The organism is Frigoribacterium sp. PhB160, assembly GCF_003751785.1.
GTDB lineage: Bacteria > Actinomycetota > Actinomycetes > Actinomycetales > Microbacteriaceae > Frigoribacterium.
Map to the genome: position 1 here is coordinate 543,479 of NZ_RKIE01000003.1, position 14,665 is coordinate 558,143.

Below are 14,665 nucleotides of genomic sequence, written 5' to 3' on the forward strand. Positions count from 1 at the left end.
GGCGCTAGCCCACGACCTCCGTCGTCGCCGTCAGCGGCAGCTCGGCGACCGAGGTGCCGACGTGCAGCGTGAACTCGCCGGGCTCGTGGGCCCAGGCGCCGTCGCGCCAGTCGGCGAAGGCCCGGGCGGGCACCGTGACCTCGACCGTGGCCGAGGCACCGGCGTCGAGCAGCACGGGCGCGAAGCCGACCAGCCACCGGGCCGGACGGTCCACGTGCGACTCGGGGCGCGACGCGTAGACCTGCACCACGTGCTTGCCCGCGCGGGCGCCCGTGTTGGCGACGTCGACGGAGACCGTCACCACGCCTCCGGCGCTCACCGTGTCGGAGACCCTGATGCCCGACTGCTGCCAGGTCGTGTAGCCGAGGCCGTGCCCGAAGGGCCAGGCGGGCTCGGTGCCGGCGCGCAGCCAGGCGCGGTAGCCGACGTGGATGCCCTCGTCGTAGGCGACGACGCCGTCGCGCGGCGTCACGTCGATCACGGGCACGTCGGCGGCCGCGGCCGGCCAGGTCGTGGGCAGGCGCCCGCCGGGCTCGGCCAGGCCGGTGAGCAGGTCGGTCAGGGCGTGGCCGTACTCCTGCCCGCCGAACCAGGTCAGCAGCACGGCGGCGGCGTCGTCGCGCCAGGGCAGCTCGACCGGCGAGCCGGCGTTGACCACGGCGACCGTGCGCGGGTTCGCGGCGAGCACGGCGCGGGCGAGGTCGTCCTGGCGACCGGGCAGCGCGAGCGTGGAGCGGTCGAAGCCCTCCGACTCGACCTTGCTGTTCGTGCCGACGACGAGCACGACGAGGTCGGCGTCGGCCGCCTCGGCCGCGGCGGCGTCGATGAGCGCCTGCGGGTCGGAGTCGTCGGCGTCGAGGCCGAACGTGAACATCATCGCGCCGTCGAACGACTCGCCGCTGGCCTTCGCCTTGCGGAAGCGCACGGTGAGGTCGACCGTCTGGCCGGCCTCGACGTCGAGCGGGTGCGACTCGCTCGGCGGCGCCAGCAGCGCCGCCCCGAGCTCGTCGCCCTCGGCCGCGACCGACGCCGTGAAGAGCTCGTCGCCGTCGACGACGAAGGTCGCCTCGCCGATCGACGCGAAGCCGAGGCGCACGCGGCCGCTGACCGACGGGGTCCAGGTCGTCGTCGCCACGAACTCGCCGAGGCTCGTCACGGGGGCGTCGCCGCCGATGTAGACGAAGGAGGTCGCGCGGCGCTCCTCGGTGTAGATCTCGGCACCCGCCTCGTCGAGGAACGACACGTGCACGCCGGGCTCGCCCGTCACCGGGTTCGTCAGTTCGGCGAGGGGCAGCTCGGCCACGCCCTCCTGCACGACGGCGCCGACCGACCAGGTCACCTCGGCGTCGGGGAACGCCTCGCGGATGCCCTCGATCGGGCTCACGACCGACTCGGGCACGACGGTGGCGCTGCCGCCGCCCTGCGTGCGCGCGCGGTCGGCGTTGTCGCCGACGACCGCGATCCTCCGCACCGAGCCGGGCGTGACGGGCAGGATGCCGTCGTTGGCGACGAGCACCGCCCCGGCGGCCTCGGCCTCGCGGGCGAAGGCGACGCCGTCCTCGACGAACGTGGGCCGGACGCCCTCGAAGCCCTCGAGCGCGCCGACGCGGGCGGCCAGCGTGAGGATGCGCAGCACCTTGCGGTCGATCGCCTCCTCCGAGACCTCGCCCGCCTGCACGGCCGTGACGAGCGCGTCGCCCCAGGCGCCGACAGGGCCGGGCATCGCGAGGTCTTGCGAGGCCTTCGCGCTGTCGACCGAGCGGACCCCGGTCCAGTCGCTGATGACGACGCCGTCGAAGCCCCACTCGCTGTTGAGCGGCGTCTCGAGCAGGTCGTTCTCGGAGGCGGTGGTGCCGTTGATCGAGTTGTAGGCCGACATGACCAGCCAGGCCCGCGCCTCCACGACGCTCTTCTCGAACGCGGCGAGGTAGAGCTCGCGCAGCGCGCGGTCGCTCACGACGACGTCCGCCGTGAAGCGCTCGGTCTCGAAGTCGTTCGCGACGTAGTGCTTCGGGGTCGCGCCGACGCCGTTCTCCTGCGCGCCGGCCACGTACGCGGCGGCGAGGTCGGCGGTGAGCAGCGGGTCCTCGCTGAAGCCCTCGAAGTGGCGGCCGCCGAGGGGCGAGCGGTGCAGGTTGATGGTCGGGCCGAGCACGACGTCGACGCCCTTGCGGCGGGCCTCGACGGCCGAGGCGTGGCCGTAGCGGCGCGCGATCGAGGTGTCCCACGCCGCGGAGAGGGCCGTGCCGCTCGGCAGGTTCAGCGACGGGCTGCGCTCGTCCCAGGTCTCGCCGCGGACGCCCGAGGGGCCGTCGGAGAAGAGCATGCGGCGCAGGCCGATCTCCTCGATCGGCCAGCTGGTCCAGAAGTCGCGGCCGGTGAGCAGCTGCACCTTCTGCTCGAGCGTCAGGCGCTGGAGGAGGTCGAGGAGGCGCGGGTCGTCCGGCGAGACCGCCGGCCTCCCGGTCGCGGTGCCGCCGTCCGCGGCGAGCTCGGTGTCGGTCGGGGTGGTGGTGTTGGCCACGGTGCCTCCAGGTCGGGGCGGGCCCTCGTCGGCGCCGCCTGGCTCGACGCTACCACCCGACACTGAACACGACTAGGTTTTCGCGGACGGGCCCCGGGTGGCCCGGGGCGGCCCGGCGCCGGGTCGCGGGGCGGCCGGGGCACGGCGCGGCGCGGCGGACCCGCCCACCGCCGATAGCCTGTGCGGCATGACACGACGGGGTTCGTACGCGAAGGGCGTGGCCAAGCGCGAGGAGATCCTGCGGGTGGCCCTCGAGGTCGTCGATCGGAACGGCATGCGCGGCACCTCGGTGCGCGAGCTCGCCGACGCGGTCGACCTCACCCAGGCCGGCCTGCTGCACCACTTCGGCAGCAAGGAGGAGCTCTTCCTCTCGATCCTCACCGTCCGCGACGAGGAGGCCGCGGCGCGCATGGACGGGCTCGACGTCATCGACCAGTTCCTCACGGTCATCGCGGACAACGCCCGGACGCCCGGCATGGTGCAGCTCTTCACGAGCATGGCCGCCGCCGCGACGAGCGACGCGTCGCACCCGGCCCACGCCTGGTTCGCCGAGCGCTACGTGCGCTTCCGCACGAGCCTCACCGACACCATGCGCCGGCGGCAGGCCAGCGGCGAGATGCCCGACGACGTCGACGTCGAGAAGCTGGCCGGCGTGATGATGGCCGTCAGCGACGGGATGCAGCTGCAGTGGATGCTCGACCCGACGACCGACATGGCCGCGCACGTGCGGCTCGTGTGGGAGCTCGCGCTGCGGAGCGCGGTCAGCGCACCTTCTTGATCGGCACGATGGCGACCGCGCCGATCACGGTGACGAGCCCCGCGCCCCAGAGCATCAGCACGTAGTTCTGGTTGTCGGCGCTGCCGACGCCGAGCAGCAGCAGCGCGAGCGCCGGGGCGAGCGACTGCGGCAGGGCGTTGGCGATGTTGATGACGCCGAGGTCCTTGCCGGGGCGGTCGGCGTTCGGCAGCACGTCGACGACGAGGGCCGTGTCGACGGCGGCGTAGATGCCGTAGGCGAAGCCCATGACGATCTCGGCGACGTAGAAGCCGGTGACCGTCTCGGCGTGGGCGAGCATGACCAGGCCGACGGCGAAGACGAGGGTCGAGCCGGCGACGAAGACCTTGCGGCGGCCGGTGCGGTCGCTGAGCCAGCCCGAGACGGCTGCGCTGACCAGCAGGGCGATCGTGTAGAGCAGCACGCCGAACGCGACGGCGGCGGTGGCCTCGGCGACGTCCTCGATGCCCAGGTGGTCCTGCATGTAGAGGAGGCGGTACGTCGTGAACATGAACGTGCCGAGCGTGATCAGGAACCGCGACCACCAGGCGAGGCCGAAGTCGGGGTTCTTGAACGGGTTCGTCCAGAACGAGCTGACCAGGTTGACGAACGTGAACTTCTTGAGCTCGTACTCGGGCAGGTCGTCGCGGGCGACGATCGCGTAGACGATGACGAGCACCACGGCGAGGACGCCCGGCAGGACGAACAGCACCGGCAGGTTGCCGACCAGGAAGACCGCGAGGTAGAGGCCGGCGAGGATCGCGACGTTCTGCGCGAGCGCGATGATGCTCGACGCCCGGCCGCGCTGGAACTCGGGCACGTTGTCGGCGAAGCTCGCGATCAGGGTGGCGAGCACGGCGTTGGCGGCGACCTGGGCGAGCAGCCAGGCGAGCGTCAGGCTGAGCTGGTCCGGCGAGAACGCGACGAGCGCGAGGGCGACGGTCAGCAGCACGACGCCGCCGACGAGGTACGGGCGGCGCCGGCCCCAGCGGGTGCGGGTGCGGTCGCTGAGCGCGCCGATCAGCGGGTTGGCGATCAGGGCGCCGAGTGCGCCGATCGGCAGCACCTGGCCGATGAGCGTCTCGGGGCTGTCGGGCGCCAGCTGCTGGGCCTTGAGCTGCATGCTCACGAACACCGGCGCCAGCAGGGCCACGAACAGGCCGAACTGCGCGAAGCCGAGCGCGGCCAGGTAGCCCTTGCCCACTCGCACGGTGCTGACGGGTTGGGTGAGCACGGTCTCACCAGCGGGACCGGTCGCGGTCATGACGCCTCCTCGAGTCAAAAACCTAGCTGCACTAGGCGTTGGTGACTGTACCCGACGAGGCCGAGATGTCAAGAGTTGCGCGTCATGTGTCGTCTCGGACGCGACGGAGGGCCTGCCTCCCGGCGAGCCCTCCGCGTGCGGTCCTCGACCGGCTACCCCTTGACGCCGCCGGCGCTGAGGCCCGACTGCCAGAACCGCTGCAGGAAGAGGAAGGCCGCGACGAGCGGCAGGATCGACACGAACGACCCGGTCAGCACGGTCGAGAAGAGCACCTGCGCCCCGCCGCCGCCCGTGGCCGCCTGCTGCCACTGGGCGAGGCCGACCGTCGCCGGGAAGAGGTTCGGGTCGTTGAGCATGATCAGCGGCAGGAAGTAGTTGTTCCAGGTCGAGACCAGGGCGAACAGCAGCACCGTGACCACGCCCGGCGCGAGCAGCCGCGACGAGATGGTGAGGAAGATGCGCAGCTCGCCGGCCCCGTCGATGCGGGCCGCCTCGAGCAGGCTGTCGTCGACCGCCTCCGACGCGTAGACGCGCATGAGGTAGACGCCGAACGGGCTGACCAGCGACGGCAGGATGATCGCCCACGGGGTGTCGACGAGGTTCGCCGCGCTGAACAGCAGGTAGGTCGGGATCGCCAGGGCGGTCAGCGGCACCATGACGGCGCCGAGGATCAGCCCGAACACGAACGACCGGCCCTTGAACACGTACTTCGCCAGCGAGTAGCCGCACATGGTCGCGAGGATCGCGGCCCCGACCGAGCTCGCCACGGCGTAGAGGATCGTGTTGCCCATCCAGTGCAGGAAGATGCCGTCCTGGAAGGTGAACAGCTGCGCGACGTTGTCGCCGAGCGCGAAGGTGCGCCCGAACGCCAGGCCGAACGTGCTGAAGATGTCGGCGTTCGTCTTCGTCGCCTGCACCGCCAGCCAGACGAGCGGCAGCAGGAAGTACGCCAGCGTGATCCAGAGGATCACGGTGAGGATCGGCGCCTTCTTCTTCGACCGCTCGACGCGACGTCGCGGGCGTCGCCGACCCGCGCCTCCGGCGCTCTGGAGACGGCGGGCGGGCCGGTCGGTCGCCGTGGCTCCGGCGGTGTCGACGGGGGCGGGTGCGATCGTCACGAGAGTCGCTCCTTGCGCGAGGTGGCGAGCTGCACCACGTAGCTGATGATCATGATGAGGAACCCGAGCAGGAACGCGATCGCCGCGGCGTAGTTGACGTCCTGGTTGCGGAAGGCGACGTTGTACGCGTAGAGGTTCGGGGTGAAGTCGGAGCCGATGGCGTTCGGCGCGATGCTGTAGAGCAGGTTCGGCTCGTTGAAGAGCTGGAACGACCCGATGACCGAGAAGATGACCGTCAGCAGGATGGCCGAGCGGATCGCGGGGATCTTGATGCTCCACGCCACCCGCCACGGCCCGGCGCCGTCGATCTCGGCGGCCTCGTACATCTCGGTCGGCACGCTGCGGAGCGCCGCGTACAGCACGATCATGTTGTAGCCGATGAACTCCCAGCTGACGATGTTCATGGTGCTGCCGAGCACGTTCTGCGGCGAGAGCAGGTCGGGCGGGGCGATGCCGACGCTCGTCAGCACCTGCGCGATGAGGCCCGACTCGCGGCCGTAGAGGTAGCCCCACATGAGCGTCGCGACGACGCCGGGCACCGCGTACGGCACGAAGACGGCGAGGCGGACGAACTTGCTGCCAGCGACCTTGCCGGTGTCGAGCGCGAGGGCGACGAAGAGGGCGATCACGAGCATGATCGGCACCTGCACGAAGAGGAACAGCGCCACCCGGCCGAGGCCCGCGTAGAAGCTCGGGTCGCTGAGGGCGCGCTGGTAGTTGGCGAGGCCGGAGAAGACCTGGCCGCCGACGAGCTGCGAGGTGAAGGTGCTGAGGTACCCGGCGTAGCCGAGCGGCACGAGGAACATGCCGGCGAACACGATGAGGAACGGGATCGCCAGCGCCCAGGCCGCGATGAGCTGGGGGCGGTGCAGCGAGCTGGTGCGCCGCGGCGTCGCGGGCTGACGGGAGGACGTGGAGACGCGGGGTGCGTCGCGACGGGGGGTGACGGAGGTGGACATGGGGCTCCTTGCCGGGCTGGGGGCGCCTCCCGAGGCCGTCGGCCCGCGCGGGGCGGGACCGGGGGCGACGGGAGGCGCCGTGAGCGCTACTTGACGGTGAAGCCCTGCTGCTTCGCGTAGGCGGTGACGTCGTCCTGCCATGCCGTGAGGGCGGCGGACATGTCGGAGTGGTCGGCGATCGCCTTGCCGAGGGTGTCGTTGAAGCTCGAGTAGACGTAGTCGTTGAACGGGAGCCACTGGAAGTCGGTGCTGACCGTGTCGGAGATGCCGGCGAAGAGCTCGTTGACCTTCTGGCCGCCGTAGAAGTCCGACGCGGTGTCGGTGAACTCGGGGCTCGTCAGGGTGTCGGTCGTCGTCGGGAACAGGAACTGCTCGTTCGCGAACTTCAGCGTCGACTCGGCGTCGGTGTTGAGGAACTTGCTGAACTCGGCCGCGACGATCGGGTTCTCGGTGCCCTCGATCACGGCGTCGCTCGAGCCGCCCCAGTTGCCCGAGACGTCGTCCCCGGCCTCCCACTGCGGGATCTTCGCGGCGGTCCACTTGCCGGCCGTGTCGGCGGCCGTGCCCTGCAGGAAGACGGGGCCCCAGGCGGCGGTCTGCCAGCTGGCGTACTTGCCCGACGAGAAGCCCTGGTACCAGGAGTCGGTGAAGTCGGCGTCGGTCGAGACGAGGTCCTTGTCGATCAGGTCCTGCCAGAAGGTGACGACCTTCTGCGTGTCGGCGGAGTCGAGGTCGATGCCGACCGTCTTGTCGCCGTCGTACGAGAACGGCTTGGCGCCGGCCTGCCAGAAGAGGCTCACGACCTGGCCCGGGTCGTTGCCGGGCAGGTTCGAGATGTACGAGTCGGTCTTGTCCTTGATGGTCTGCGCGTCGCTGGCGAAGTCGTCCCAGGTGGCGGGCGCCTCCGTGAGCCCGGCCTGCTGGTAGATGTCGGATCGGTAGAGGTTGCCGATGGGGCCCGAGTCCTGGGGCACCGACCAGACGCCGGTGTCGTCGGCGACCTGGTTCCAGACCCAGTCGACGGTCTCGTCCTTCAGGTCGGCGCCGCCGTAGGGCGTGAGGTCGACGAGGCTCTTCGTCTGACGGAACGACGGGATGTACTGGTACTCGATCTGCGCCACGTCGGGGGCGCCCTTGCCGGCCTTCAGCGCCGTGCGGAGCTTCGGGTACTGCACGGTGCCGGTGCCCGTGTTGACGACGTTGACGGTGATCTTCGGGTACTTGGCCTCGAAGAGGTCGACCTCCTTCTGGATGTCGGGCACCCAGGTCCAGAAGGTGATCGTCGTCGGGGTGTCCATGGCCTTGTCGATGTCGGCCTGCGAGACGGCTGCGGTGGTGCCGCCGCCGTCCGCCGAGCCGCCGGACGGGGCGCACGCGGTCAGCGCGAACGCCGACACGAGCGCCAGGGACACGAGCGCCTTTGCTGTGTTCTTTCTCTTCATGACAGTTCTTCCTCGAAGGGGTGGGGGTGTGGCGGAAGGGGAGGGAGCGGGGGCTAGGGGGTGACGCTGGTCGCGTCGTCGTCGTCCTGGTCGTCGTCGACGAGCTCGAACACGTGGGCCGAGCGCGGGGCGAGGGTGACGGCGGTGCCGGCCGCGACGACCTCGCGGGTCTCGAGGTCGCGGACGGCGGCGGGCGTCGTGACGGCGGCCTCGTGGGCCGACCAGTTCGAGACGAACGCCAGGTCGGGGGACTCGGGGCGGCTGCCCGTCGTGACGGTGACCGTGTCGGTCGCCGCCCAGGCGCGCACCGCCGTCGCCGGCACGAGCCAGCGGGCGATGCTGCGCGACAGCTCGGGGTTCGGCACCGTGGCGACGTAGGTGACGCGACCGGCGCCGGAGGCGCGGGTCGTCATCACGGCGTCGGCCCCGACCTCGGTGGCCGGGAACCGCAGCACGACCTCGGCCTCCTCGACGACGAGCACGTCCGCCCAGCGCGTGCCGGCCGAGCCGGGCTCGAGCTCGATCGTCGGGGCGTCGGCGTCGGCGTCGGCCGACTGCACGAGGAGCGGCTCGTCGAGGTTCGTGTACTCCTCGTACCAGACGCCCGCGGGGCCCGAGAGGACCGCCGGGGCGACGTCGCGACGGGCCCGGGCGAGCTCGTCGCCGTAGCCGGTGCGGACGCCGACCACGAGGTGGCCGCCCGCCTCGGCGTAGGCCGCGAGGGCCTCGAGGGTCGCGTCGTCGGCGACGTAGAGGCCGGGCACGACGAGCACGGGGTGCTCGGCGGCGACGGTCGCGGGGTCGGTGGCGAGGAACTGCGCCACGTGCTGGATCCGCACTTGCGCCCCGGCCTCGGCCAGGCCGCGGTAGTGGGCGTCGAAGAGGTGCAGGTACGAGTCGGGGTCGGGCCCGCCGTCGGGGAGGGCGAGGGGCGGGTAGCCCTCGAACGACCACTTCGTGTCGGTGGACCAGAGCATGAGCACGTCGCTGGCAGGGAGGAATCCGTCCACCGCGCCTCCTACCGCCTTGAGAGTGGCGCCGAGGGCGGCGACCTCGCGGTGGATGCGTCCGGGACGCTGGCTGTGCGGCAGCACGCCGCCCCAGTAGGTCTCGACGCCGAAGTGCAGCGTGTGCCAGTGCCAGTACTCGACCATGCGGGCGCCGCGGGCGACGAGCGCGAGGGCGGCCTGCTTGATCTGCCCGTCGAACGGCGGGTGGTTCTGCCACGGGCCGCCGATCGACTGCGCGTTCGTCTCGGTGACGAGGAACGGCGCCTGCGCCGACGAGAACGCCCGGTCGCCCCACTGGTGGAGGGCCCAGACGCCCGTGTGCCACCAGCCGGCCTCGCGCTGCACCTCGACGCCGCGGGTGAGGCCGTCCTGCATCTTGTAGTACGGGTTGCCGGCGGTGACGTCGAGGCTCTCGACGAGGCGGTCGTCGGCGACCTGGGGGCGGGCGTACGAGATGCAGGTCGTGACGAACTGCTCGTCTCGGGCGTACTCGCGCACCACGTCGGCCTGCCACGCGATCAGCTCGTCGGCCAGCTCGCCCTGGAAGCGGCGCCACTCGAGGTCGTACTGCGGCTGCACGTTGCCGTCGGGGCGCCAGAGCTGCGACCACTCGGTGAGGCGGTGCGACCAGTAGACGAGGCCCCACTCGTCGTTGAGCGACTCGACCGAGCCGTAGCGGCGCTCGAGCCACGCGACGAAGCGCGCGAAGACCTGGTCGTTGCGGGGCAGCTCGTTGCCGGGCTCGTTGTCGACCTGCCAGCCGACGACCGCGGGGTGGTCGGCGTAGCGGGCGGCGACCCTGCGCACGACGCGCTCGGCGTAGAAGCGGTAGGCGGGGTGGCTCTGGTCCATCTCCTGGCGGGCGCCCCAGCCGACGCGCTGACCGGTCGTGCGCTCGGCGGCGATCTCGGGGTGGAGCACCTGCAGCCACGGCGGCACGGCGTAGGTCGGCGTGCCGAGGATCACCGAGATGCCGCGGGCGTGGGCCCCGTCGAGCACGGGCTGCAGCCAGTCGAGGTCGAACTCGCCCTCGCGCGGCTCCCAGGTCGACCAGACCGACTCGCCGACGCGGATCACGGTGAAGCCCGCCTCGACCATGAGGTCGAGGTCGCGGTCGAGGGTGCCGGCCTGCTGGTACTCGGCGTAGTAGGCGGCGCCGAAGAGGACTCCGGAGTGGGCGGGTGCTGACGTCATCGTCGACCTGTTCTCTCGTGCCGGTCGTCGTCGACCGGCGGTGTCTGCCGCGATCTCCCGCGGCGGGCGGCGCGGATGTTGTCGATAACATCGGCGCTGGGAGAGAAGCTAGCCGAGCCCGGGGCGGCGCGCAAGAGCCACTTTCGGCGGGCGCGCTGCCCGCCTGCCCCCTCGCCCCGCCCTGCCCCGCCCGAGCGCTCTGGCACCGGCGCCCCTCAGTCGCCGACGGCCCCCGTGGAGGCGCGCCGCACGAGCCGAGGGGCCGGCAGCCGCAGCGTCTGGTCCGTCGCCCGCCCCTCGATGAGCGAGATGAGCGAGGTGACGACGTGCTCCCCCTCGAACCGGAAGTCGAGCTCGACCGTGCTGAGCGGCGGCACCATGAACTTGGCCTCGGGGGAGTCGTCGATGCCGACGACGCTGACGTCTCCCGGCACCGAGACCCCGGCGGCCGTGAAGGCGGCGATGAGGCCCATCGCCATGGCGTCGTTCGCGACGCCGACCGCCGTCAGCGCGCGGCCCTCGTCGGCGAGACGGTGCTCCGCGACCAGCCGCCGCCCGGCCGACCAGCCCGACTCGGCCGACCAGTCGCCCGGGACGACGTCGACGACCTGCCCGCCGCCCCCGGCGACGGCCGCGGTGAAGCCGTCGAGGCGCTCGCGGGCCGCGAGCCACTGCGCGGGCCCGGCGACGTAGGCCACGCGGCGGTGGCCGAGGTCGACGAGGTGCTGGCCTGCCTCGCGGCCGGCGTGCTCGTTGAGGGTCTCGTCGGTGTCCTCGAGCAGCAGGCCGAAGTCGCGCGCCACGGGCACCGTGATGTCGCGTCGGGCGATCGTCTCGCGGGCCACCGCGGTCTGGGCCATGAGCACGATCCCGGCGATCTGCTGGCTGAGGACGAGGTCGAGGGCGTCCCGGATGCTGTCCTCGTCGGTGCCGTCCATCGAGACGATGTCGGAGACGTAGCCGAGGTCGCGCGCCGCCTTCGTCGCCCCGGCGATCGTGAGGGCCGGGCCCGTCTGCTGCATGTTGTCGGCGAGCAGCGCGATGCGGTTCGTCCGTCCGAGCCGCAGGAACCGCGCCGCCGAGTTCGGCCGGTACTCGAGCTCGGCGAGGGCCGCCTCGACCTTCTGGCGGGTCGCGGGCCGGATGCCCTCGAAGCCGCTCAGCACCCGGCTCACCGTCTGGTGCGAGACGCCCGCGCGCTTCGCGACGTCGTAGATGGTGGCGTCGGGCATGGACCGAGCGTAGAGGTCGGGCGCGGGCCGCGGGTCGTGGAACACTCCTCCCATGACCCGTCCCTCCGCCGTCGACCTGCTCGCCGGCGCGCGCTTCCGCACCCTCTGCGTGGCCGTGGCCACCGAGCTCGACCCGGAGGCCGCCTCCCTCGTCTGGGACCTGAGGTCCCGGGTGGGCGAGGCCACCGCCCTGCCGGGCACCTTCCGCACGCCGTCGGGGCAGGTCGACCGGCTCGCCCAGCGGCTCGCGGCCGTCCCGACGGAGGCGCTGGCCGGCTGGGCGGACCCGCTGCGGTTCCTGCCCGCGCTCGCGACGGCCGTCGACTCGGCGATGCCCTGGCAGGCGCCGCACGTCGAGGACGCCGTCACCGCCGACGCCCGGGTGCGAGAGGCGCTGCTGCCGGTCGCCGAGGCCGTCCTCGCCTCGCCGGCCACCGCCTGGTGGGGGAGCGACGTCGACCTCGACGCCCAGTGGGTGACGACGCCGGTGCGCGACGGTCGCGTCGTGCCGAACAGCAGCCCGGGGCCGGTCGCGGAGACGCTCGCGCACTGGTCGGCGAACCACGACCGGGAGAACGCCCCGCCGCGGGGCCGTGCCTCCGCCTGGCGGTCGTCGAGCGGCAGCTGGTGGTCCGCGCCCCACAACCACGGCCCGGCGGTCGACGAATGGGCGTCGCCGCACTCGTCGACGCGGCGCGTGGGCGGCCTCGGATCGGTCGAGCTCGAGCTCGTCGAGGACGGCTTCGGCGACCACGAGGCGTTCCTCCGGCGGCTGACGCCGACCCGTCCGCCGCGCGTGCACGAGGTGCACACCGCCGCCGACTGGGCCGACCTCGTCGCCCGCTGGCCCCGGGACGCCACGTCGGCGCACCGCGGCGACTGGTTCCGGTCGACGGGCCGCGACGTGCCGTGGTCCGTGCCCGACTGGCCTCGCGTCGCCGAGGAGCTCGACGCCGTCCACGTGTCGGTGCAGGGATGGCTCGCGGCCTCAGGCGAGGCGGTCGACGTCCCCGGCGGCGCGACGGTGCTCGCGGGCTGGAACCCCGACGAGACGTACTGGCTCACCGACGACGTCACGGTCGCCGACGAGGCCGAGCACTGGTCGTCCGACGACGAGGTCGACGAGATCCTGACCTGGAGGCGCGTCTAGGCCGCCCTGCCCCCGCCCGTCACCGGAACCCGCCGACCTGCTGCTCCACCGGCACGGTGCCCTCGACGACGACGTCGCCGGTGTGGGCGGTCGTGACGGTCTCGATCAGCACGATCTCGACCTCCTCGTCGGCGACGGGGTTGTGCTGCACGCCGCGGGGGACGACGTGGAACTGGCCCGGGGTGAGCACGACCTCCTGGTCGTCCGGCAGCTGGATGCGGAGGCGCCCCGAGACGACGAGGAACATCTCGTCCTCGGCGTCGTGGGCGTGCCACACGAGCTCGCCGAGCAGCTTCGCGACCTTGACGTACTGGTCGTTCACCCGCCCGACGACCCGGGGCGTCCAGTGACGCTCGACCTGGGCGAGCTCGGACGCGACGTCGATGCCGGAGAGAGGTGTCATGCGCCCATCCTGCCCGCCCGGCCCCCGCGCTCGCGGCGGCCCGACCGGCCGGAGCCCTAGGTTGGCGGGATGACGCAGCCCCGTGACCCGCTCCGCCCCGCCGACGTCGTGGTGGTCGGCGACGTGACGATCGTCCCCGACGCCGCCCGACCCGTCGCCGCGGTGGTCGCCGGCGGCGCGACCGCGGACTCGGAGGCCGCCGTGCGCTGGGCCACGTGGCCCGACGCCCCGCTCGGCGACCACGCCCCGGGCGAGGCGCAGGTCGTGCCCGCCCCGACCGGCGCATGGGTCGTGTACCGCCCCGAGGTGCCGGACGACGCGCCTTCGGTCGCACCCCACCCCGTGGCCGTCCACGTCGGGCTCGACGCAGTGGTCACGGTCGTCGCGCTCGGCGACCGGCACGTGCTCGGCGCCGACCAGGACGGGCTGTGGCTCGGCGACGCCCGAGACGCCTTCGAGTGGTCCGGGCGGCTGCCGTTCGAGGGCGACGACGACCCCGGTGACGGCGACGTCGCCGAGGGCGGCTCGGACGGGGTCGAGCCCGACCCCGAGACGCTGCCGTGGGTGCCCGAGACCCCGTTCTGGCCCGAGGCCGGAACGGCGGACGACGAGGAGGCGCGGGCCGACACCCGGCACCGCGCACCCGACGACCCCGACCTGACATGGTCGGCGGACGACGACCCCGACGGCGACCCCGACGACGACTCCGTCGTCGCGACCGCCGGCTGGTTCCTCACCGCCGGCAGCGGCGACGACGCTCTCGCGCTCCGCCTCGGACCGGACGGCATCGAGTTCCCCGACGACCCCGACGACCCCGACGACCCGGTCGCCGACGCCGAGCCGCCGAGCCCGACGCCGTCGACCGTCCTCGCCCTCGTCCGCCCCGACGGCAGCCGGGCCGAGGTCCGGGTCGACCGCCTCGCCGACGGCGTCCGCCGCGAGGGCGACGAGCTCGTCGTGCGGTTCCACCCGACCGGGCCGCGGCAGGTCGCGAGCCGCTGGGGCGGGTGGGACGTCGTGTACGAGCCGCGCGAGGTGCGGGTCGACGTGTCGGCCGGGCTGCCGGAGGAGATCGTGACGGTCGGCGCGGCGACGGAGCCGGCGCCGGAGCACGACCCGGCCGCCTGGGAGCGGGAGGAGGAGGTGCGGGAGTCGGCCCGCGCCTCCTGGTCGGGCCGTCTCGACCTCGTCGGCGTCGACGGCTCGCGCTGGGCCCCCTGGGGCGGCGACGAGACGGCCCACGCGGCGGCCGTCGCGCGCCTGACCGCGGTCTTCGAGGGGCTCGGGGAGCCCGTCGTCCTCTGGACCCGCGAGCACCCGGGGCTCCGGCGCGCGCCGAGCGAGTACCGCGACGTGCGGGTCGAGGTCGTCGGGGAGTGGCCCGACGTCGAGCTCGTCGTCAGCCTCGAGCACCGGTCGATGCCGCACCTGCGGCTGCGGCGGCGCTACCGCGTGTCGGACGAGACGGGGCGTCCGCTCGAGTGGCAGTACGTCACGGTGCACCTCGACGAGGACGTCGCCACCGCCCTGCCCCCGCGCTCGCAGGCCGTCGACGGCGTGCTCGACATCTGAGCCTCGCTCGGGCGCTCGTGCG

Annotated in this window: 11 protein-coding genes; 3 read left to right on the top strand and 8 right to left on the bottom strand. The window is 72.9% G+C overall.

Features of this window, described 5'->3' with window-relative positions:
* Positions 1-4 precede the first annotated feature (4 nt).
* Positions 5-2,524 (bottom strand): beta-glucosidase, encoded by a 2,520-nt coding sequence (locus tag EDF38_RS15535; RefSeq protein WP_123356940.1) that lies wholly within the window; start codon positions 2,522-2,524, stop codon positions 5-7.
* 187 nt (positions 2,525-2,711) lie between these two features.
* Between EDF38_RS15535 and EDF38_RS15540 the strand changes: the two genes are divergently transcribed.
* Positions 2,712-3,302: a TetR/AcrR family transcriptional regulator gene (locus tag EDF38_RS15540; protein WP_123356942.1), complete on the top strand. Its 591-nt coding sequence runs from the start codon at positions 2,712-2,714 to the stop codon at positions 3,300-3,302.
* Here the strand turns inward: EDF38_RS15540 and EDF38_RS15545 are convergent.
* The 6 genes from EDF38_RS15545 to EDF38_RS15570 form a co-directional block, all read right to left on the bottom strand.
* Positions 3,286-4,563 (bottom strand): MFS transporter, encoded by a 1,278-nt coding sequence (locus tag EDF38_RS15545; protein WP_123356944.1) that lies wholly within the window; start codon positions 4,561-4,563, stop codon positions 3,286-3,288. The two genes, EDF38_RS15540 and EDF38_RS15545, sit on opposite strands and share 17 nt — an antisense overlap.
* A 152-nt stretch (positions 4,564-4,715) precedes the next feature.
* The gene (locus tag EDF38_RS15550; protein ID WP_370275641.1) at positions 4,716-5,681 is read right to left on the bottom strand and encodes a carbohydrate ABC transporter permease; all 966 of its coding nucleotides are present in this window, start codon (positions 5,679-5,681) and stop codon (positions 4,716-4,718) included.
* Positions 5,678-6,640 carry a carbohydrate ABC transporter permease gene (locus tag EDF38_RS15555; RefSeq protein ID WP_123356946.1) on the bottom strand — a complete coding sequence of 321 codons (963 nt, stop codon included), beginning with the start codon at positions 6,638-6,640 and terminating at the stop codon, positions 5,678-5,680. Before EDF38_RS15555 ends, EDF38_RS15550 begins: the two co-directional genes overlap by 4 nt.
* Positions 6,641-6,726: 86 nt before the next feature.
* Positions 6,727-8,082: an ABC transporter substrate-binding protein gene (locus EDF38_RS15560; protein ID WP_123356948.1), complete on the bottom strand. Its 1,356-nt coding sequence runs from the start codon at positions 8,080-8,082 to the stop codon at positions 6,727-6,729.
* A gap of 53 nt (positions 8,083-8,135) precedes the next feature.
* The gene (locus EDF38_RS15565; RefSeq protein WP_123356950.1) at positions 8,136-10,286 is read right to left on the bottom strand and encodes a beta-galactosidase; all 2,151 of its coding nucleotides are present in this window, start codon (positions 10,284-10,286) and stop codon (positions 8,136-8,138) included.
* 215 nt (positions 10,287-10,501) lie between these two features.
* Entirely contained in the window at positions 10,502-11,518 is a 1,017-nt protein-coding gene (locus EDF38_RS15570) for a LacI family DNA-binding transcriptional regulator (protein WP_158613408.1), read from the bottom strand.
* 52 nt (positions 11,519-11,570) lie between these two features.
* Here EDF38_RS15570 and EDF38_RS15575 point away from each other — a divergent pair, with 52 nt between their 5' ends.
* Positions 11,571-12,668: a hypothetical protein gene (locus EDF38_RS15575; protein ID WP_123356954.1), complete on the top strand. Its 1,098-nt coding sequence runs from the start codon at positions 11,571-11,573 to the stop codon at positions 12,666-12,668.
* Positions 12,669-12,687: 19 nt separating this feature from the next.
* On the opposite strand, the gene EDF38_RS15580 is transcribed toward EDF38_RS15575, so the two are convergent.
* Entirely contained in the window at positions 12,688-13,071 is a 384-nt protein-coding gene (locus tag EDF38_RS15580; protein ID WP_123356956.1) for a cupin domain-containing protein, read from the bottom strand.
* 69 nt (positions 13,072-13,140) lie between these two features.
* On the opposite strand from EDF38_RS15580, the gene EDF38_RS15585 reads away from it, so the two are divergent.
* On the top strand, positions 13,141-14,643 hold the full coding sequence (locus EDF38_RS15585) for a hypothetical protein (protein ID WP_123356958.1): 1,503 nt from the start codon (positions 13,141-13,143) through the stop codon (positions 14,641-14,643).
* The last annotated feature ends 22 nt before the right edge of the window (positions 14,644-14,665 follow it).

Bases quoted from the DNA above. Each gene is read 5' to 3' on its own strand.
- EDF38_RS15540 (WP_123356942.1), top strand. From the start codon at position 2,712: ATGACACGACGGGGTTCGTACGCGAAGGGCGTGGCCAAGCGCGAGGAG.
- EDF38_RS15555 (WP_123356946.1), bottom strand. From the start codon at position 6,640: ATGTCCACCTCCGTCACCCCCCGTCGCGACGCACCCCGCGTCTCCACG.
- EDF38_RS15560 (WP_123356948.1), bottom strand. From the start codon at position 8,082: ATGAAGAGAAAGAACACAGCAAAGGCGCTCGTGTCCCTGGCGCTCGTG.
- EDF38_RS15545 (WP_123356944.1), bottom strand. From the start codon at position 4,563: ATGACCGCGACCGGTCCCGCTGGTGAGACCGTGCTCACCCAACCCGTC.
- EDF38_RS15575 (WP_123356954.1), top strand. From the start codon at position 11,571: ATGACCCGTCCCTCCGCCGTCGACCTGCTCGCCGGCGCGCGCTTCCGC.
- EDF38_RS15580 (WP_123356956.1), bottom strand. From the start codon at position 13,071: ATGACACCTCTCTCCGGCATCGACGTCGCGTCCGAGCTCGCCCAGGTC.
- EDF38_RS15565 (WP_123356950.1), bottom strand. From the start codon at position 10,286: ATGACGTCAGCACCCGCCCACTCCGGAGTCCTCTTCGGCGCCGCCTAC.
- EDF38_RS15585 (WP_123356958.1), top strand. From the start codon at position 13,141: ATGACGCAGCCCCGTGACCCGCTCCGCCCCGCCGACGTCGTGGTGGTC.
- EDF38_RS15570 (WP_158613408.1), bottom strand. From the start codon at position 11,518: ATGCCCGACGCCACCATCTACGACGTCGCGAAGCGCGCGGGCGTCTCG.